This window comes from Nocardia sp. NPDC049220, from assembly GCF_040647855.1.
Taxonomy (GTDB): Bacteria; Actinomycetota; Actinomycetes; order Mycobacteriales; family Mycobacteriaceae; genus Nocardia.
On record NZ_JBEZDA010000029.1, the window covers coordinates 1 to 18,049 of the forward strand.

The following is an 18,049-nucleotide window of genomic DNA, read 5'->3' on the forward strand; positions in this document are numbered from 1 at the left end:
TTCCCCTCCCCCGCCGCCCAAAATTGGCCCCGTACAACACCCCCCTTTTAACCCCACTGCCCGGCCGCCGGGGCCACCCGCTTGCCGGGGCCCCGCGACAAGGTTTCTCGGGTTTTCTGGCCGATGACGGAACGTAACGGTTATCGACGGTGCTCGTACCCGATCTGGGTGCTGATGACATGGCGGGTGTCGGCGGTCGAGCACATCCCTATACTTCCGCTATTAGGAGCACTCGCTGAACAGCGCGTCACCATGAGCCGGATCCGCTTTGTCGCACAGCCACTCTCGGGCTACCAACGATGGTCGCCCTGTCGCGGGGGGCAGCGTTGACGCTGGTGAGGACATTCGTTACGTCCCTGGGCATCTCGATCGGCGCCTACCTGGAGTATCGCCGACTACGCGGTGCGGGCGGCGAACGCGGAAACAGCTTTACGCCGAACTCGAAGCCGACGCCGAGTTCATCGGCGGCTACGACCCGCGGATCATCCCCGGCCTGGTGCGGAACGCCGATTACGCCGAAGCGAAGTTACGCAGCGTCATCGTCGCAGTAGAACGGCACACTGCGGAGATCACCGCCGCACCGCCGAAAGAATTGCGCTGTGTGGTCGCACTTCGACCTTCTCGCTGGGCAGTTGGTTACCGGGACAGGATCGCGCGCATCGATCACCGACGCGCTGGATAAACGTTGTACCTGAACACGCGGGAACGCAGCACGTCTCCCGCCCGAATTCAGCGCTGGCAGAATCGGGCTTGCTTGGAGTGCACTCCAGGTGACTAGCGTCGTCGGTGTTCAACGAGAAGGGCGAGTCAGTGAGCGAATCATCGGCACAGCGCGCAGCGCGCATGACGGAGCCGAGCGCCGGCGAGGTGCGGTCATGAGTGAGACCGCATCGCACGGCACGGTGACCGACCGGGATCTACCGCGGCATTCGATCGGCGCCGCGGCCGAACGGTCGGGACTGAGCCGGGACACCTTGCGCTGGTACGAGCGGATCGGGCTGATGGATTACATCGGCAGGGACCACACCGGCAAGCGCCGGTTCAGTGATCGCGATCTGGAATGGCTCGTGCTGATCGGCCGCCTGCGCACCACCGGCATGTCGGTGGCGGACATGGTTCGCTACGCGGAGTTGGTGCGGGAAGGGGAATCCACCTTTCCGGAGCGTCTGGAGATGTTCCAGAACACGCGCACCGAGGTACTCGCCAAGATCGATGAACTTCGTCAGACCCTGGCCGTGCTGGATTACAAGATCGCCGCCTATGAGGGCAAAGCCCAGGTGGTCGCACCGGTCGTGGTCACCGCGCAAGACAGCGAAGGGGTCAAAGTATGAACGCAGTATCGAGCGATTCGACAGAAGGTGCCAGCCGGGCGACCGGTGGGCACGCCACCGCCGCGCTGCCCACCACCACGCTGGGCACCGGCGGCATCCCGGTGGGGGCACAGGGACTGGGCTGTATGGGGATGAGCGAGTTCTACGGCCCGAGCGATCTCACCGAATCACGGGCAACGCTGGACCGCGCACTGGAACTGGGTGTCACACTTTTCGACACCGCCGACATCTACGGTTCCGGCCACAACGAGGAATTCCTCAGCGATTTCGTCGGCGCCCATCGTGACCGGGTGGTGCTGGCCACCAAGTTCGGCATCGTCCGAAAAGCCGACGACCCGAGTTACCGTGGTGTCGACAACTCCCCCGCCTACCTTCGCGGCGCGGTGGAGGCCAGCTTGCGCAGGCTCCGGATCGACGCCATCGACCTGTACTACATGCACCGCAAGAGTCCGGACGCACCGATCGAGGACACCGTCGGTGTACTGGCGGAACTGGTGCGGGAGGGGAAGGTGCGCGCGCTCGGCCTGTCCGAGGTGACGGGAGCCGAACTTCGCGCCGCGCACGCGGTGCACCCGATCGCCGCCGTGCAGTCGGAATGGTCGCTGTTCTCCCGGGATGTCGAACAGACCGTGGTGCCCGCCGCCGCGGAACTGGGCGTGGCCTTCGTGCCGTATTCGCCGCTCGGCCGCGGTTTCCTCACCGGGTCGTATACCGGTGCGGGCGGATCGTCGGACGGAAAGGACTTCCGCGACTCGATGCCACGCTTCTCCAGCGACAACGTGGCGCACAACACCGAGCTGCTCACGCCGCTGCGGGCGATCGCGGACACTCGCGGCATCACGCAGGCGCAGGTCGCCTTGGCCTGGGTGCACGCACAGGCGCGCGTGCACGACCTCGCGGTGATCCCGATTCCAGGGACGCGCAGCAGGGCCCGCCTCGCCGACAACGTGGCCGCCGCGACTGTCGCACTGACCGCCGACGAGCTGGCCACACTGGAGCCGATCGCGAGCAAGGTGGCCGGAACCCGGTATGCGGACATGGCTTTCACCTCGGCGGGCCGGGAGTAGCAAACCGACAGAGGGAGAACAGTTATGGCGGTGGACACATTGGTGCTCAACGTCCGCTTTATCGCCAAGCCGGGCCACGAGACCGATCTGAGGGATCTGCTGCAGAGCATGATCGAACCGACCCTCGCGGAGCAGGGCTGCCTCGACTACCAGCTCTACCTGCATCCCACCGACCCGAGCCGGGTGATGCTGGTCGAGGAGTGGTTCGACGCGGATTGCTTGGCGACGCAATTCCAGACACCACACTTCAAGGCAGGCGCTGCAGCACTGGAGGAGATTCTGGTCGAGCCGATCCAGGTGCGGCGGTTACGCGAAATCGAGTGATCCGTCCGAGCCCTACCCCTCGCCGTCCGGTGCTGAAAGCGGCACCGGACGGTCGTGGTTCGAGCGGTCATCGATCAGGTCGGTGGGATATCCGCCGGGCGCCCAGCCACGCAATACGTCGGACCGAAGTCCGTTTATCCGAGATCCCCCGTCCGCGCGTTCACCCAAGCCAGCTAGCATCCGAGGAATATGAAGCCCTCGGCAGCCCATGACCGCGTCTGGATCGACAAGCAGACGCCCACCGCGTTTCGCGCGCTCAACAGCGTCGCGAGCGAGGTGCGCGCCGCGGCCGCCGCGCTCGGGCTCGACCGCAGAATCATCGAACTGATCAACTTGCGCGTCTCGCAGATCAACGGCTGCGCCTACTGCCTGGACGTGCACTATCGGGCCGCACTCGCGGCCGGAGCCACCGAGCAGGAGATCGCGGTGCTGCCCGGATGGCGGCGCAGCGAGGCGTACACCCCGTTCGAGCAAGCCGTGCTCGCCCTCACGGAGATCACCGCGACGCTTCCCGACGAGAACACCCTCGAGCGTGAGTACGCCCGCGCTCGCAACCACCTGACCGATGACCAGCTGGCTGTCGTCGTCTGGGCAGCGACCACGATCGGCGCGTTCAATCGCGTGTCCATCCTGAGCAAGCACCCGGTACGCGCACGGAAGGAGAAGGCAATGACCGAATCGGCACAGGCGTCCACAGTCGTCCGCAACGAGGACAAGCAGCGCTACGAGGTGTCCTACGACGGCAACCTGGCCGGCTTCGCCGAATACGAGGAGCGCGACGACGAGACGGTGTTCATCCACACCGAGATCGACGGCGCTTTCTCCGGCAAAGGGCTCGGTTCCGTCCTGGCCAAAAACGCGATCGAGGACACCATCGCGCGCGGGCGGGTCATCCGGGCACTGTGCCCGTTCATCAAGGCATACCTGGAAAAGCACCACGACTACGACGCACACGTGATCGGCAAAGGTGTCATCCGGTGAGTGACCTCGACTCGAAGCCCGCGGAAACGCTCTGCGAGTCCGCGCCGGGGCCCGGCCCGGTCGCCGAGTTGTATCCGGCGCGTGAGGTACCACTTGGCGGCGTGCGCGGCGTCTATGTCGAACGCGTACTGCCGCAACGGGATCTGCCGACGGTCGGCGCGTGGTGTTTTCTCGATCACTTCGGCTCGCCGACGGTGACGAACACCGGCGCGCCGCCGGACATCGACCCGCACCCGCACATCGGCCTACAAACGGTGACCTGGCCGTTCGACGGCCGCATCCGGCACCGCGACTCGGTCGGTTCGGACGTACGGATCGAGCCCGGTCAGCTGAACCTGATGACATCAGGCCGCGGCATCGCCCATTCCGAGTACGTGGTCCCGGGCGCACCCGCGGGGCACGGCCTGCAATTGTGGATCGCGTTGCCCGGCGACCACGCCGGCATCGCCCCGCACTTCGAACAACATCGGGAGCTTCCGGTCCTGGAAGCGCCCGGCCTCCGAGCGACCGTCTTGATCGGCTCGCTCGCCGGGGTCACCTCCCCCGCGATCGCGTACACGCCCCTGGTCGGCGCCGATATGCGGGTGGAACCGGGTGCCGACATCACCGTCCCGGTCGATCCCCGTTTCGAGCACGCGATTCTGGTGATCGAAGGCAAGGTGACGGTCGCAGGCACCGAACTCCCCCCGGGACCGCTGCTGTACCTGGGTACCGGTCGCGACGAACTACCGCTCACGAGTGCCAACGGCGCCCATTTCGCATTGATCGGCGGCGAACCGTTCGGCGAGGAACTCGTGATGTGGTGGAACTTCGTCGCCCGCAGCCACGAGGAGATCGTCGCGGCCCGGAATGATTGGGAGAACCGGGATGTCGAACGGTTCGCGGACATCGCGGGCCACCCGCCCGAGCAGCGCGTCCCCGCGCCGCCGCTGCCCGGACTGCATCTCGAGCCGCGCAGACGTCGGATCGGGCCGGCCAGGGACTGAGCGTCACACCATGATTCGGCCCCGCCGCACCGACGGGGCCGTTTCCGGTCAGGATTGCCTGGCCAACAAGGCGTCCAACGCTCGGTAGCCTGCGTTGAGCCCGATCTCCATACCGGACTGCACCATGCCGTCGCGCTCCTGCGGTGTGTGGAACTGACTGTCGGTGACCACCTTGGTTCGACCGGCACCGAGATCGGCAAAACTGACACTGTCGATCGCGACGTGCGCGGGCATCCCGTCCCACTCGAACGAGTACACGATCCGCTCCTGTGGCGTGATCTCCCGAAATCTGCCTTCGAAGCCATGGGTTTCGCCGTCGGCGTGCTCGACGAACCGCCAGTGCCCACCCACGCGGAACTCCCAACGCTCGACGTCGAGCCGATTGCCGCGCCCCCACCATTGCGTGAGCAACTCGATCCGGCTGTAGGCCGCCCAGACCCGCTCACGCGGAGCATCGAAGACCCGCTCGATATGGATCTCGCGATCGATGTCGGTGGTGACCACGGCGTCGTTCGTAGTTGTGCTCATCTGTCCTGCTCCGTTCGTTCGAGGAATTCACCGAGGCGGTCCATCCGGGCTTCCACCATCTGTCGATAGCCCCGCATCCAGGCCATTTCACGATCGAAGACGTTCTCGCCGAGCGTGCAGTAGCGCACCCGACCGCGCTTCTCCGTGACGACCATGCCCGCGGCCTCCAGCAGCTGGATGTGCTTTTTGACGCCGGTCAGCGTCATCTCGAAGCGTTCGGCCAGCTCGCTGACCGTCGCCGGTGCACGACCGAGGCATTCCAGGATTCCACGCCTTGTGGGATCCGCGAGTGCCCCGAAGGAAGCATCAAGGAAGTCATACTGAACCATCTAGTTCAGTATTGCGCGGGCGAGCGCGATCGTCAAGTGCCGAACCACGGACTGTCCGAAGTCAGGGCGCAGTCAGGGGGACACGCCGAAGCCGAGGGACGGCTCCGGCAGATGAAGACCGCACTGACGGCTCTGGTTCGCGAGGACAACACCAACAACTCGGCGGGCGAAGACCGCACCGACAGCTCAGCCCGGCACGGGTATCGACGCGGCTTCGTCAGCGGGTTCCCACTGGGACCGGCACGGGCGCCCGACGTCATTACCGTGCCCACCGGCGCGATCGTCGCGCCGGCCAGATTCTGGCAGAGGGCGTTGACGTGACCGCTACGACTCAGTCGAGACGATCCGCGGGAGCCAGCTGCTGCGTTCCGATCACCCGCAGCAGTTCCAGCTTCTCGGCCGCGTCGGTACCAGGACGCGGCAGAAAGACCAGCAGGCGCTGCGCGGCGTTAGGGGTGAGCAACGTTTCGCACACGGTGTCGATCAGCCCGACCCGCGGGTGCAGGAACTGCTTGGTGTCCGAAAGTCGCACCGCCACTTCATGTTCGTTCCAGAGGCGATTGAACTCCATGCTCACCGACCGCAACTTCGTGATGAATTCGGCGACATCGGCGTCACCCGCGCGACGGGCGGCGGTCGCGCGCAGATCGGCGACGTGCTGGCGGGCCAGCCGATCCCAGTCCTCCTCCGGAAAGATCGCGCGGGTGCCGACGTCGGCGAACCACCGGTAGGCATGGAAACGTTCCCAACCGCGCAGTTCGCTGTGGTCGCCGACGAGCAGAGTGTGCATCCGGTTCTGGACGAGTTCCTCGCCGAGATCGGTGACGACCATAGCCGCGGTATCGTCCAGCTTCGCCAATAGATGCATCAGGCCGGGGCCAACATGCTTGTCGGTGAACTCGCGGCCCGGCGGCGCGTGGTCACACAGGTGGTAGAGGTAGTCGCGTTCGTCGCTGCTGAAACGCAGCGCCCGGGCGAGCGCGGCGAGCACCGTGGTAGACGGCCGCGGACCACGCGCCTGCTCCAGCCGGGTGTAATAGTCGGTGGACATTCCCGCGAGCATGGCGACCTCGTCGCGGCGCAGTCCTGGCGTGCGGCGTCGGACACCGGGCGGCAGCCCGATATCGGCGGGCGTCAACTGCTCGCGGCGCCGGCGCAGGAAATCGGCGAACTGGGCACGATCCATGTCACCACTGTCCCCGGAAACGGCAGGCTCAGCCAGGGATCGTCACTCCCCTGATCAACTCTCTCTCCCGGAACGGGCTCGCACAGGCCAAGCTGGTCATATGACAACTCCGAAGATCGAAACAGTGCGCCTCGGCCGTACCGGACCCGAAGTGAGCCGCATCGGGCTCGGCGCGATGGGCATGTCCGGCATGTACGGCGCGGCCGACGACGTCGAATCGACCGCCACCCTGCACGCGGCATTGGACTCCGGCCTGAACCTGATCGACACCGGCGACTTCTACGGCGCGGGCCACAATGAGTTGCTGATCGGCAAGGCTATCGCCGAACGGCCGCGCGAGGACGTGGTCCTGAGCGTGAAGTTCGGCGGCCTACGCGGCCCCGGCGGCACCTGGGGCGGCGTGGACAACCGGCCGGTCGCGCTGCGCAACTTCCTCACCTACAGCCTGCAACGACTCGGCGTCGACTACATCGACATCTATCGGCCCGCGCGGCTCGATCCGGACGTGCCGATCGAGGACACCGTCGGCGCCATCGCTGAACTGATCGAGGCCGGATATGTGCGCCACGTCGGCTTGTCCGAAGTCGGTGCCGAAACCATTCGCCGCGCCGCTGCCGTGCATCCGATCGCGGACCTCCAGATCGAGTACTCGCTGATCTCGCGCGGCATCGAGACGGAAATCCTTCCGGTATGCCGCGAGTTCGGCATCGGCATCACCGCATACGGCGTGTTGTCGCGTGGTCTGCTCAGTGATTCGTTCCAACCCGGAAAAAATTTCGCCGCCGACGATTTCCGCGCGCATAGCCCGCGCTTCCAAGGCGACAACCTCGACCGGAATTTGGAGCTGGTGCGCGCACTCGCCGCGATTGCGGCGGGTAAAGGCGCCACGGTGGCGCAATTGGCCATCGCATGGGCACTCACCAGGGGTGCTGACATCGTGCCGGTGATCGGTGCGCGGCAGCGGAAACGCTTGGCCGAAACCCTTGGCGCCCTGGATATCTCGCTCGATGCCGACGAGCTGTCGACGATCGAGGCAGCGATGCCCGCCGATCAGGTCGCGGGTGAGCGCTACGCGAGCGCGCAGATGGCGATTCTCGACAGCGAGCGCTGAGGTCGCAGGCGGAGACGCGGCATGCCACCGGCAGCGCGGATGCTGCCCGACGACCAACAGCCGGAAACCGAGGCGATCGACAGTAGAGCAGGCAGCACAAACCCCCTAATGTTGTTCTCGATCTCCGAGGGGAGTCGAGAATGACAATCGATCCGGCAGAGCGGCGCACATCGGCGACGACGATGGATGAAGTCCAGTGCCACGTTCCCGGTGATCCAAGCCCTCGGCGGCGTTCATGTCGGCAGCCCCCTCGAGTGCCACTCCCTGAAGGAATGATCTGATGCCGCATGCGGAAGAGCGTGACCGTAACCAGCGGTGGGGCATTGCAACCTGCAGTTCTTCGGCCTTCTTTGTTTGCGGTGTCGTTGTCTTGGCAATTGCCACGCAAATAATAGGCCCCGATGGAGCCGATATCCCCTCGAGCGCATACCTTCTCACGACGGGTGTGCACGGAGCGATCGCGGCGGTTTCCCTTCTTTGGAAGTCCACGGCCGTCGGGCGTGCCATCGCGGTCGGTGCGATCACCGCCTTCGCTCTGTGGTCTACCGCCGCGTTTGTTGTCGCGTTGCTCTACCAATTGTCGACCTAGGAGAGGCATTGGCAGAACTACGGACCGCCGCGCCATCAAACCGATCGGACTCAGCGTGGTTCGGCCCATCTTCTCTGGCGACATCTGCACTGACGGTGCTGATCAACGTACTTCCGGTTTTGGTCGTCCCCTTCACGGCGTTCTCCCTAGTTTTCGGGTACGGCGGCGAACTTCTGGCAGCATCCGTTCTCATGGCGATCGGCGGGCGTGCTCGCCAGGTGGGCACTGGCCTGATTGTCGCGTTGGCAGGCACCTTGGGGTCGTTCTTGTCGTTTGTCGGGCTGTACTGGGTTGGCCACTGAGCGCGATCACCGCTGCCGCCATCGGAAAACGAACTATGCGGACGCGGTAGCCCCAGGTCCGGGCGGCGCAATCCAGTGCAGCGCATACCCTCCGAAGTCGACCCGCCGCAGAACGATCCGAGCACCAAACTCAACCATCCAGCACAGCGCGCAACGAGAGTGCAGTGCGGCCGGCGATAGCGTCAGCGAGCGTAGTGAAAAAGTCGTTCGAAATGGTCTCCGCAGCAACCATTCAACTCCCGTCACGGCTCGCTCGTGCGGATCACGCGCGGTGGTGATGGCAGGGTAGGCAGTTGCAGGTTCGTCCGGAGGTGCCGGGATTTGGTTGGAGCGGGCGTCGAGTTCCAACTCGTCAACGCGATACGCGACGCTGAAGCGATCACGATCCTGCGCTCCCTGCAACGGAAACTGCACACCCGCGCTGGCGCGAAAAGGCTGTTCGAGCCCGAGCTCTACGCACCCGAATATATCGGGCCACGGTAGGTGGCAGGTCGAAACTACTGAAAAAGCCAACCGGCGTTTACGGGCAGTCCGTTACGCGCCAGAGGCTGTCCATCTTGACTTGGTGATGCAAGAAAGCGGTGGTGCCCCACCACATCGAGACTGAGGCTCTCGCGTAATCGGCCTTCCGCGGGGAGAATGATGAAGACGGCACGCCCCCGGAGGCGAGTCCCGTCTGATATTCGCACTTTTGGCTGATCCACTGAAACGATCGAGATCTCGGCCCGCCGCCGGCACCGTAGCAGACCGACGATGCCGTCTACCGAATCGAGCACCTCATGAAAATCGCTCTGCAAACAGCGTTATCAAGTCTCATCGGGATCGCGTTGTTCGGCCTGTTGTTGTTCTTGCCGACGGGAACATTCAATTACTGGCAAGCATGGGTTTTCATCGCCGTGTTCGCCATCTCGACGACCGTGCCGACCATCTATTTACTTCGGAAGGATCCGGCAACCCTCCAGCGACGAATGCACGCAGGCCCGAGAGCGGAAACCAGAATAATACAAAAATATGCCGTGTCGGGCGCATTCTTATCGCTGGCCGCGATGCTGATAATCAGCGCCCTCGATCATCGCTTCGGCTGGTCGTCGGTGCCGACGGCGGTCTCGTTGTGTGGCGATGTTCTGGTAGCGCTCGGGCTTGGCATCGCCATGCTGGTGATCCTGCAGAACAGGTATGCCGCCTCCAACATCACGGTTGAGGCGGAACAGAAAGTGGTCTCCACCGGGCTGTACGGCCTCGTGCGACACCCGATGTATTTCGGATCGCTGATCATGATGGTCGGTATCCCCCTCGCGCTGGACTCCTACTGGGGACTTGTCACCGTCATCCCTGGCCTGATCGTTCTCGTCATCCGCATCCTCGACGAGGAAAAGGCGCTCGAGCAGGAACTGGACGGATACCGTGAATACACGCAGAAGGTGCACCATCGGTTGGTGCCATATATCTGGTAGGGCCGGAACTTCCGCTGAGTGCCGTCAACATTCGCGTACATGTCATCAGGCGTGTAGTTGATTGTCGACCAGCTCGAAATCCGCCGCCGCGATCGCTCACAACACAATTCGGCCCCCGACTCCGCAAGGAGTCGGGGGCCGAATGCTTGTGCGATGTACCGGATTACCGGTAGTCGCTGAACCCGTAATCGTCCAGCGGCACCGCGGCACCGGTCGTCTGACCGAAGCTGTCCGGGCTGTAGTAGGTGTCGTCGTAGGACGGCACCGCGTACGCCGCGGCACGGGCTTCTTCGGTCGGCTGCACCTGGATGTTGCGGTAGCGGTTGATACCGGTACCGGCCGGGATCAACTTACCGATGATCACGTTCTCCTTGAGACCGATGAGCTTGTCGGAGCGGCAGTTGATCGCCGCGTCCGTCAGAACTCGGGTGGTCTCCTGGAAGGACGCCGCCGACAGCCACGAGTCGGTGGCCAGCGACGCCTTCGTGATACCCATCAGCACCGGACGACCCGCCGCGGGCTCGTTGCCCTCGGCGACGACGCGGCGGTTGGATGCCTCGAACTCGGCACGCTCGGTGAGCGAGCCGGGCAGGAACTCCGTCGCGCCCGAGTCGATGATGGTCACGCGACGCAGCATCTGGCGCACGATGACCTCGATGTGCTTGTCGTGGATCGACACACCCTGCGAGCGGTAGACCTCCTGGACCTCGTGGACCAGGTGGACCTGCACCTGACGGGGACCCATCACGCGCAGCACCTCGTGCGGGTCCGCCGCGCCTTCCAGCAGCTGCTGGCCGACCTCGACGTGGTCACCGTCGGAGAGCAGACGCTCGGTGCCGTCGTCGTGCTTGAACACCCGCAGACGCTGACGCTTCGAGAGCTTGTCGTAGACAACCTCTTCGCCACCGTCATCCGGAATGATGGTGATCTTGTAGAAGCGGTCGTCGTCCTCGAGCCGGATACGGCCGGAGACCTCAGCGATCGGCGCCTTGCCCTTCGGCACCCGAGCCTCGAAGAGCTCCTGCACACGGGGCAGACCACCGGTGATGTCATCACCCGCGACACCACCCTGGTGGAAGGTGCGCATGGTCAGCTGGGTACCGGGCTCACCGATGGACTGCGCGGCGACGATGCCGACGGCCTCACCGATGTCGACCAGCTTGCCGGTCGCCATGGAGCGGCCGTAGCAGGTCGCGCAGACGCCGGTGCCGGTGGTGCAGGTCAGCACGGAGCGGACCTTCACCTCGGTGATGCCGGCGTCCAGCAGCGCCTCCAGGGCCGGGTCGCCGAGGTCGGCGCCCTTGGCGACGACCACGTTGCCCGCGGCGTCCACCGCGTCGGACGCGAGGGTCCGAGCGTAGGTGGAGGTCTCCACGTGCGCGTCGCGAATAATCGAGCCGTCGAGCTGCTTCTCCGCGATCGGCACCACGATGCCGCGCTCGGTGCCACAGTCGTGCTCGCGCACGATGACGTCCTGTGAGACGTCCACCAGACGACGGGTCAGGTACCCCGAGTCGGCGGTGCGCAGCGCGGTGTCGGCGAGACCCTTTCGGGCACCGTGGGTGTTGATGAAGTACTCCAGAACCGTCAGGCCCTCACGGAAGGAGGACTTGATCGGCCGCGGGATGAACTCACCCTTCGGGTTCGTCACCAGGCCCTTCATACCCGCGAGGGTACGAGTCTGAGTGAAGTTACCCGTGGCGCCCGAGTCGACGATCGTGATGATCGGGTTGTCGGCCGGGTAGTGCGCGCGCAGCGCCTTACCAACCTCCTCGGTCGCCTCCTGCCAGATCTTGACCAGGGCGTTGTTGCGCTCCTGGTGATCGAGCGCACCACGCTGGTACTTCTTCTCGATCTGATCCGACTGCGCCTCGTAGCGCTCCATGATCTCGGCCTTCTCCGGCGGCACGAGCACGTCGGACATGGAGACCGTCACACCGGAGCGCGTAGCCCAGTAGAAGCCCGCGTCCTTGAGCTTGTCGACGGTCTGCGCGACCACGATCATCGGGTAACGCTCGGCGAGATCGTTGATGATCGTCGCCTGACGCTTCTTCGGCATCTGCTCGTTGATGAACGCGTAGTCCGCGGGCAGCAACTCGTTGAACAGCACTCGGCCCAGCGTGGTCTCGGTGGTCCACGCGTCGCCGCGCCGCCAGCCCGCCGGGAACCGCTCCGCCTCGACATCCTTCGGCGGACGCTGGTCGGTCAGCCGGACCTTGATCAGCGAACGCACGGTGAGTTCACCGCGGTCCACCGCCATTTGCGCCTCGGCGGGCGAGGAGTACACGCCCTGTTCCGGTCCGTCCTTGGTGGCCGGCTGGTAGGAACCCCGCGCGCCGTCTTCCAGGCGGGTCAGGTAGTACAGGCCGGTCACCATGTCCAGACGCGGCATGGCCAGCGGCCGACCCGAAGCGGGCGACAGGATGTTGTTCGACGACAGCATCAGGATGCGTGCTTCGGCCTGCGCCTCCGCCGACAGCGGCAGGTGCACGGCCATCTGGTCACCGTCGAAGTCGGCGTTGAACGCCTCACAGACCAGCGGGTGCAGCTGGATGGCCTTGCCTTCCACCAGCTGCGGCTCGAAGGCCTGGATACCGAGGCGGTGCAGGGTCGGCGCGCGGTTGAGCAGCACGGGGTGTTCGGCGATGACCTCTTCGAGGACGTCCCACACCTGCGGCCGCTGCCGCTCCACCATGCGCTTGGCGGACTTGATGTTCTGCGCGTGGTTCAGGTCGACCAGGCGCTTCATCACGAACGGCTTGAACAGTTCCAGCGCCATCAGCTTGGGCAGACCGCACTGGTGCAGCTTCAGCTGCGGACCGACGACAATGACCGAACGGCCCGAGTAGTCGACACGCTTGCCGAGCAGGTTCTGGCGGAAGCGGCCCTGCTTACCCTTGAGCAGGTCCGACAGCGACTTGAGCGGACGGTTGCCCGGTCCGGTGACCGGACGGCCCCGACGGCCGTTGTCGAACAGTGCGTCGACGGACTCCTGCAGCATCCGCTTCTCGTTGTTGACGATGATCTCGGGCGCGCCGAGGTCGATCAGTCGCTTGAGGCGGTTGTTGCGGTTGATCACGCGCCGGTACAGATCGTTCAGGTCGGAGGTGGCGAAGCGGCCACCGTCGAGCTGAACCATCGGGCGCAGCTCCGGCGGGATCACCGGAACGGCGTCGAGCACCATGCCCATCGGCGAGTTGCCGTTGGCCTGGAATGCCGCGACGACCTTGAGCCGCTTGAGCGCGCGCAGTTTCTTCTGGCCCTTGCCGCTGCGGATGGTCTCGCGCAGCAACTCGGCCTCGGCGTCGATGTCGAAGTTCTCCATCAGCTTCTGGATGGACTCCGCACCCATGGCGCCGGTGAAGTACTCGCCGTAGCGGTCGATCAGCTCGCGGTAGAGCACCTCGTCCACGATGAGCTGCTTGGGGGACAGCTTGGTGAAGGTGGTCCAGATCTCCTCCAGCCGGTCCAGCTCACGCTGGGACCGGTCACGGAGTTGGCGCATTTCCCGCTCGCCGCCGTCCTTGACCTTGCGACGCACGTCGGATTTGGCGCCCTCGGCCTCCAGCTCCGCCAGGTCGGCCTCGAGTTTCTGAGCGCGGGCCTCGAGATCGGCGTCACGCTGGTCGGCGACCGCCTTCTTCTCGACCTCCATCTCGGCCTCGAGCGTGGAGAGCTCGTTGTGTCGCAACTCGTCGTCGACGGCCACGATGACGTAGGCGGCGAAGTAGATGATCTTTTCCAGATCCTTCGGCGCCAGGTCGAGCAGGTAGCCGAGGCGCGACGGAACGCCCTTGAAGTACCAGATGTGGGTGACCGGAGCGGCCAGCTCGATGTGGCCCATCCGCTCACGGCGCACCTTGGCGCGAGTCACCTCGACGCCACAGCGCTCACAGATGATGCCCTTGAAGCGCACCCGCTTGTACTTGCCGCAGTAGCACTCCCAGTCCCTGGTGGGACCGAAGATCTTTTCGCAGAACAAGCCGTCCTTCTCCGGCTTGAGCGTGCGGTAGTTGATGGTCTCCGGCTTCTTCACCTCACCGTAGGACCACTGGCGGATGTCTTCGGCTGTGGCAAGGCCGATCCGGAGTTCATCGAAGAAGTTGACGTCTAGCACGTAACTTCCTTTCCCCTGTGCGGGTCGAATTCGAGCAAAAGTTCACTAGTAGGTGTCTGCCGAGGTTTCACTCGGCCGAGCACTCCCTATATCCGCCGAGATCTCGCTCGGCCGAGCACTCTTGTCAATCGCGGGAGGCCGGATGCCGTGCGCGAGCAGCGGCATCCGGCCGACCGCCTAGTTCGCCAAATCGTCGACGGTGGCCGCTTCGTTCCTCGACAGGTTGATGCCCAGGTTGGCCGCCGCGCGTTCCAGATCCTCATCGTCGCCGTCGCGCATCTCGATCGCGGCGCCGTCGGACGACAGCACCTCGACGTTGAGGCACAGCGACTGGAGCTCCTTGAGCAACACCTTGAACGACTCCGGAATGCCCGGCTCCGGGATGTTCTCGCCCTTGACGATCGCCTCGTAGACCTTCACGCGACCGACCACATCGTCGGACTTGATGGTCAGCAACTCCTGCAGCGTGTACGCCGCACCGTAGGCCTGCATGGCCCAGCACTCCATCTCACCGAAACGCTGACCACCGAACTGCGCCTTACCACCCAACGGCTGCTGGGTGATCATCGAGTACGGACCGGTCGAACGGGCGTGGATCTTGTCGTCGACGAGGTGGTGCAGCTTCAGGATGTACATGTAGCCGACCGCGACGGGGTACGGGAAAGGCTCGCCCGAACGTCCGTCGAACAGTGTCGCCTTGCCGTCGTCGTTGACCATGCGCTCGCCGTCGCGGTTGGGCAGCGTCGAACTCAGCAGACCGGTCAGCTCCTCCTCGCGCGCGCCGTCGAAGACCGGCGTCGCGATGTTGGAGTCGCCCGGAGCGCCCAGCATCTCCTCCGGCAGTGCCTTTGCCCAGTCGGGACGGGCGCCGTCGGTGGCGACATCGACCTGCCAGCCGGCCTTACCGATCCAGCCCAGGTGGGTCTCCAGGATCTGGCCGATGTTCATACGACGTGGCACACCGTGGGTGTTCAGGATGATGTCGACCGGGGTGCCGTCCGGCAGGAACGGCATGTCCTCGGTGGGGAGGATCTTGCCGATGACACCCTTGTTGCCGTGCCGGCCGGCGAGCTTGTCGCCGTCCTGGATCTTGCGCTTCTGCGCGACGTAGACGCGGACCAGTTCGTTGACACCCGGAGGCAGATCGTCGTCGTCGCGAGCGAACACGCGGATGCCGATGACCTTGCCGGACTCGCCGTGTGGCACCTTCAGCGAGGTGTCGCGCACCTCACGCGCCTTCTCACCGAAGATCGCCCGCAGCAGCCGCTCCTCCGGGGTCAGCTCGGTCTCACCCTTCGGGGTGACCTTGCCGACCAGGATGTCGCCATCCCGGACCTCGGCGCCGATGCGAACGATGCCGCGCTCGTCCAGGTCAGCGAGCACCTCGTCGGAGACATTCGGGATATCCCGGGTGATCTCCTCGGCGCCCAGCTTGGTGTCCCGGGCGTCGATCTCGTGCTCCTCGATGTGGATCGAGGTGAGAACGTCCTCTTCCACGAGGCGCTGCGACAGGATGATCGCGTCCTCGTAGTTGTGCCCTTCCCACGGCATGATCGCCACGAGCAGGTTCTTGCCGAGCGCCATCTCACCGTTCTCGGTGCACGGCCCATCGGCCAAGACCTGGCCGTGCTCGACCCGCTGGCCCTCGTCCACGATCGGACGCTGGTTGGAGCAGGTGCCCTGGTTCGACCGGTTGAACTTCCGCATCCGGTAGCTCTTACGGGAACCGTCGTCGGCCATCACGGTGACGTAGTCGGCGGAAACCTCCTCGACCACACCGGCCTTCTCGTTCACCACGACATCGCCCGCGTCCACGGCGGCGCGCAGCTCCATACCGGTGCCGACGATCGGCGCCTCGGAACGGATCAGCGGCACGGCCTGACGCTGCATGTTCGCACCCATCAGGGCGCGGTTGGCGTCGTCGTGCTCGAGGAACGGGATCATGGCGGTCGCGACCGACACCATCTGGCGCGGCGAGACATCCATGTAGTCGACCTCGGCGGCCGCGACGAGCTCGTTCTCCTCGTTGCCGCGGCGGCACAGCACACGGTCCTCGAGGAAACGGCCCTCGGCATCGACCGGCGAGTTCGCCTGGGCCCGGACGTGCCGGTCCTCCTCGTCGGCGGTCAGATAGCGGACCTCGTCGGTCACCCGGCCGTCGACCACCTTGCGGTAGGGGGTCTCGATGAAACCGAACGGGTTGACCCGCGCGTACACCGACAGCGAACCGATCAGGCCGATGTTCGGGCCTTCCGGAGTCTCGATCGGACACATCCGGCCGTAGTGCGACGGATGGACGTCACGGACTTCCAGGCCGGCGCGCTCACGCGACAGTCCACCCGGGCCCAACGCCGAGAGGCGGCGCTTGTGGGTCAGACCCGACAGCGGGTTGTTCTGGTCCATGAACTGCGAGAGCTGGGAGGTTCCGAAGAACTCCTTGATCGCGGCCACGACCGGGCGGATGTTGATCAGGGTCTGCGGCGTGATCGCCTCGACATCCTGGGTGGTCATCCGCTCGCGGACCACACGCTCCATCCGGGACAGACCGACCCGGATCTGGTTCTGGATCAGTTCGCCGACGGTGCGGAGGCGACGGTTGCCGAAGTGGTCGATGTCGTCGATCTCGACCGGTACCTCCTGGCCGCCCGGGGCGGTCATGGCACGGTCACCCGAGTGCAGGCGCACCAGGTACTCGATCGTGGTGACGATGTCTTCCTTGGTGAGCACCGAACCGGTGATCTGCTCGCCGAGGTGGATACCCAGCTTCTTGTTGATCTTGTAGCGGCCGACGCGCGCCAGGTCGTAGCGCTTCTCCTTGAAGAACAGGTTCTCCAGCAGGGTCTGCGCGGACTCCTTGGTCGGCGGCTCGCCCGGACGCAGTTTGCGGTAGATGTCCAGCAGCGCCTCGTCCTGACCGGCGGTGTTGTCCTTCTCCATGGTCGACATCATGATCTCGGAGAAGCCGAATCGCTCGACGATCTCCTCGGTGGTCCAGCCGAGCGCCTTCAACAGCACGGTGACCGGCTGCCGACGCTTGCGGTCGATACGCACACCCACGGTGTCGCGCTTGTCGACGTCGAACTCCAGCCACGCGCCGCGGCTCGGGATGACGCGCACGCTGTGCAGGTCCTTCTCCGTGCCCTTGTCGACGGAGTGGTCGAAGTAGACCCCCGGCGAGCGGACCAGCTGCGAGACGACGACACGCTCGGTGCCGTTGATGATGAACGTGCCCTTGTCGGTCATCATCGGGAAGTCACCCATGAAGACCGTCTGGCTCTTGATCTCACCGGTGTTGTTGTTGATGAACTCCGCGGTGACGAACAACGGCGCCGCGTAGGTCATGTCCTTGTCTTTGCACTCGTCGATCGAGGCCTTGACCTCTTCGAAGCGTGGGTCGGAGAAGGACAGGGACATCGAGCCGGAGAAGTCCTCGATCGGAGAGAGTTCCTCGAGTACCTCCTCGAGTCCCCCGACTAGGCCGACGTCGCCGCGTGCGGCGGCACGCTCACGCCAATCCGGTGAACCGATCAACCAGGCGAACGATTCCGTTTGTAGATCGAGAAGTCCGGGCACCTCCAAGGGTTCACGGATCTTCGCGAAAGACACCCGCAATGGGGCTCCGGGGATTCCGGCAACTGCCTTGGTCTGGGTGGAGACTGCCAAGATGCGTCCTTCCAGCACCTCACGCGCGTCGCGTGGTGGTCCGCGACCGTCGCTTGTCTGCTACGAATTCCGCTGGTTACA

At 64.8% G+C, this 18,049-nt stretch carries 17 protein-coding genes; 12 read left to right on the forward strand and 5 right to left on the reverse strand.

The window, feature by feature from the left end; genetic code table 11:
* Positions 1 to 268: 268 nt before the first annotated feature.
* The 6 genes from AB0C34_RS30025 (at position 269) to AB0C34_RS30050 (ending at position 4,689) form a co-directional block, all read left to right on the forward strand.
* Positions 269 to 682 (forward strand): Scr1 family TA system antitoxin-like transcriptional regulator, encoded by a 414-nt coding sequence (locus AB0C34_RS30025; protein ID WP_357080334.1) that lies wholly within the window; start codon positions 269 to 271, stop codon positions 680 to 682.
* Positions 683 to 875: 193 nt separating this feature from the next.
* Positions 876 to 1,331: a MerR family transcriptional regulator gene (locus tag AB0C34_RS30030; RefSeq protein WP_357080337.1), complete on the forward strand. Its 456-nt coding sequence runs from the start codon at positions 876 to 878 to the stop codon at positions 1,329 to 1,331.
* Complete coding sequence (locus AB0C34_RS30035; protein ID WP_357080340.1) at positions 1,328 to 2,398, forward strand: aldo/keto reductase; 1,071 nt, start codon at positions 1,328 to 1,330, stop codon at positions 2,396 to 2,398. The genes AB0C34_RS30030 and AB0C34_RS30035 overlap by 4 nt, the downstream gene beginning before the upstream one ends.
* A gap of 24 nt (positions 2,399 to 2,422) precedes the next feature.
* Positions 2,423 to 2,722: a putative quinol monooxygenase gene (locus AB0C34_RS30040; protein WP_357080343.1), complete on the forward strand. Its 300-nt coding sequence runs from the start codon at positions 2,423 to 2,425 to the stop codon at positions 2,720 to 2,722.
* Between the two features lie 189 nt (positions 2,723 to 2,911).
* Positions 2,912 to 3,703, forward strand: a complete 792-nt coding sequence (locus tag AB0C34_RS30045) for a GNAT family N-acetyltransferase (RefSeq protein WP_357080346.1) — start codon at positions 2,912 to 2,914, stop codon at positions 3,701 to 3,703.
* Entirely contained in the window at positions 3,700 to 4,689 is a 990-nt protein-coding gene (locus AB0C34_RS30050) for a pirin family protein (protein ID WP_357080349.1), read from the forward strand. Before AB0C34_RS30045 ends, AB0C34_RS30050 begins: the two co-directional genes overlap by 4 nt.
* 48 nt (positions 4,690 to 4,737) lie before the next feature.
* Here AB0C34_RS30050 and AB0C34_RS30055 read toward each other — a convergent pair whose 3' ends face one another.
* A complete protein-coding gene (locus AB0C34_RS30055) occupies positions 4,738 to 5,217 on the reverse strand; it encodes an SRPBCC family protein (protein WP_357080352.1) in 480 nt (159 codons plus the stop codon).
* Entirely contained in the window at positions 5,214 to 5,546 is a 333-nt protein-coding gene (locus tag AB0C34_RS30060) for a metalloregulator ArsR/SmtB family transcription factor (protein ID WP_357080355.1), read from the reverse strand. The genes AB0C34_RS30055 and AB0C34_RS30060 overlap by 4 nt, the downstream gene beginning before the upstream one ends.
* Positions 5,547 to 5,657: 111 nt before the next feature.
* Here AB0C34_RS30060 and AB0C34_RS30065 point away from each other — a divergent pair, with 111 nt between their 5' ends.
* Positions 5,658 to 5,867, forward strand: a complete 210-nt coding sequence (locus AB0C34_RS30065; RefSeq protein WP_357080358.1) for a hypothetical protein — start codon at positions 5,658 to 5,660, stop codon at positions 5,865 to 5,867.
* A gap of 10 nt (positions 5,868 to 5,877) precedes the next feature.
* Here the strand turns inward: AB0C34_RS30065 and AB0C34_RS30070 are convergent, their stop codons facing one another.
* The gene (locus AB0C34_RS30070; protein ID WP_357080361.1) at positions 5,878 to 6,732 is read right to left on the reverse strand and encodes a helix-turn-helix transcriptional regulator; all 855 of its coding nucleotides are present in this window, start codon (positions 6,730 to 6,732) and stop codon (positions 5,878 to 5,880) included.
* A gap of 100 nt (positions 6,733 to 6,832) precedes the next feature.
* On the opposite strand from AB0C34_RS30070, the gene AB0C34_RS30075 reads away from it, so the two are divergent.
* The 5 genes from AB0C34_RS30075 (at position 6,833) to AB0C34_RS30095 (ending at position 10,188) form a co-directional block, all read left to right on the forward strand.
* Positions 6,833 to 7,843: an aldo/keto reductase gene (locus AB0C34_RS30075; protein ID WP_357080364.1), complete on the forward strand. Its 1,011-nt coding sequence runs from the start codon at positions 6,833 to 6,835 to the stop codon at positions 7,841 to 7,843.
* 280 nt (positions 7,844 to 8,123) lie between these two features.
* Positions 8,124 to 8,432, forward strand: a complete 309-nt coding sequence (locus AB0C34_RS30080) for a hypothetical protein (RefSeq protein WP_357080366.1) — start codon at positions 8,124 to 8,126, stop codon at positions 8,430 to 8,432.
* An 8-nt stretch (positions 8,433 to 8,440) separates the two neighbouring features.
* Positions 8,441 to 8,734: a hypothetical protein gene (locus AB0C34_RS30085; protein ID WP_357080369.1), complete on the forward strand. Its 294-nt coding sequence runs from the start codon at positions 8,441 to 8,443 to the stop codon at positions 8,732 to 8,734.
* 321 nt (positions 8,735 to 9,055) lie between these two features.
* Positions 9,056 to 9,217 carry a hypothetical protein gene (locus AB0C34_RS30090; RefSeq protein WP_357080374.1) on the forward strand — a complete coding sequence of 54 codons (162 nt, stop codon included), beginning with the start codon at positions 9,056 to 9,058 and terminating at the stop codon, positions 9,215 to 9,217.
* A gap of 296 nt (positions 9,218 to 9,513) precedes the next feature.
* Positions 9,514 to 10,188: an isoprenylcysteine carboxylmethyltransferase family protein gene (locus AB0C34_RS30095; RefSeq protein ID WP_357080377.1), complete on the forward strand. Its 675-nt coding sequence runs from the start codon at positions 9,514 to 9,516 to the stop codon at positions 10,186 to 10,188.
* Positions 10,189 to 10,351: 163 nt separating this feature from the next.
* Here AB0C34_RS30095 and AB0C34_RS30100 read toward each other — a convergent pair whose 3' ends face one another.
* Positions 10,352 to 14,305, reverse strand: a complete 3,954-nt coding sequence (locus tag AB0C34_RS30100; protein ID WP_357080380.1) for a DNA-directed RNA polymerase subunit beta' — start codon at positions 14,303 to 14,305, stop codon at positions 10,352 to 10,354.
* Between the two features lie 177 nt (positions 14,306 to 14,482).
* Complete coding sequence (gene rpoB / locus AB0C34_RS30105) at positions 14,483 to 17,986, reverse strand: DNA-directed RNA polymerase subunit beta (protein ID WP_357080382.1); 3,504 nt, start codon at positions 17,984 to 17,986, stop codon at positions 14,483 to 14,485.
* Positions 17,987 to 18,049 lie beyond the last annotated feature (63 nt).

What these genes read in the sequence shown, in the direction of transcription:
- AB0C34_RS30060 (WP_357080355.1), bottom strand. Translation starts at nt 5,546, where the DNA reads ATGGTTCAGTATGACTTCCTTGATGCTTCCTTCGGGGCACTCGCGGAT.
- AB0C34_RS30040 (WP_357080343.1), top strand. Translation starts at nt 2,423, where the DNA reads ATGGCGGTGGACACATTGGTGCTCAACGTCCGCTTTATCGCCAAGCCG.
- AB0C34_RS30065 (WP_357080358.1), top strand. Translation starts at nt 5,658, where the DNA reads ATGAAGACCGCACTGACGGCTCTGGTTCGCGAGGACAACACCAACAAC.
- AB0C34_RS30045 (WP_357080346.1), top strand. Translation starts at nt 2,912, where the DNA reads ATGAAGCCCTCGGCAGCCCATGACCGCGTCTGGATCGACAAGCAGACG.
- AB0C34_RS30035 (WP_357080340.1), top strand. Translation starts at nt 1,328, where the DNA reads ATGAACGCAGTATCGAGCGATTCGACAGAAGGTGCCAGCCGGGCGACC.
- AB0C34_RS30055 (WP_357080352.1), bottom strand. Translation starts at nt 5,217, where the DNA reads ATGAGCACAACTACGAACGACGCCGTGGTCACCACCGACATCGATCGC.
- AB0C34_RS30075 (WP_357080364.1), top strand. Translation starts at nt 6,833, where the DNA reads ATGACAACTCCGAAGATCGAAACAGTGCGCCTCGGCCGTACCGGACCC.
- AB0C34_RS30030 (WP_357080337.1), top strand. Translation starts at nt 876, where the DNA reads ATGAGTGAGACCGCATCGCACGGCACGGTGACCGACCGGGATCTACCG.
- AB0C34_RS30095 (WP_357080377.1), top strand. Translation starts at nt 9,514, where the DNA reads ATGAAAATCGCTCTGCAAACAGCGTTATCAAGTCTCATCGGGATCGCG.
- AB0C34_RS30070 (WP_357080361.1), bottom strand. Translation starts at nt 6,732, where the DNA reads ATGGATCGTGCCCAGTTCGCCGATTTCCTGCGCCGGCGCCGCGAGCAG.
- AB0C34_RS30080 (WP_357080366.1), top strand. Translation starts at nt 8,124, where the DNA reads ATGCCGCATGCGGAAGAGCGTGACCGTAACCAGCGGTGGGGCATTGCA.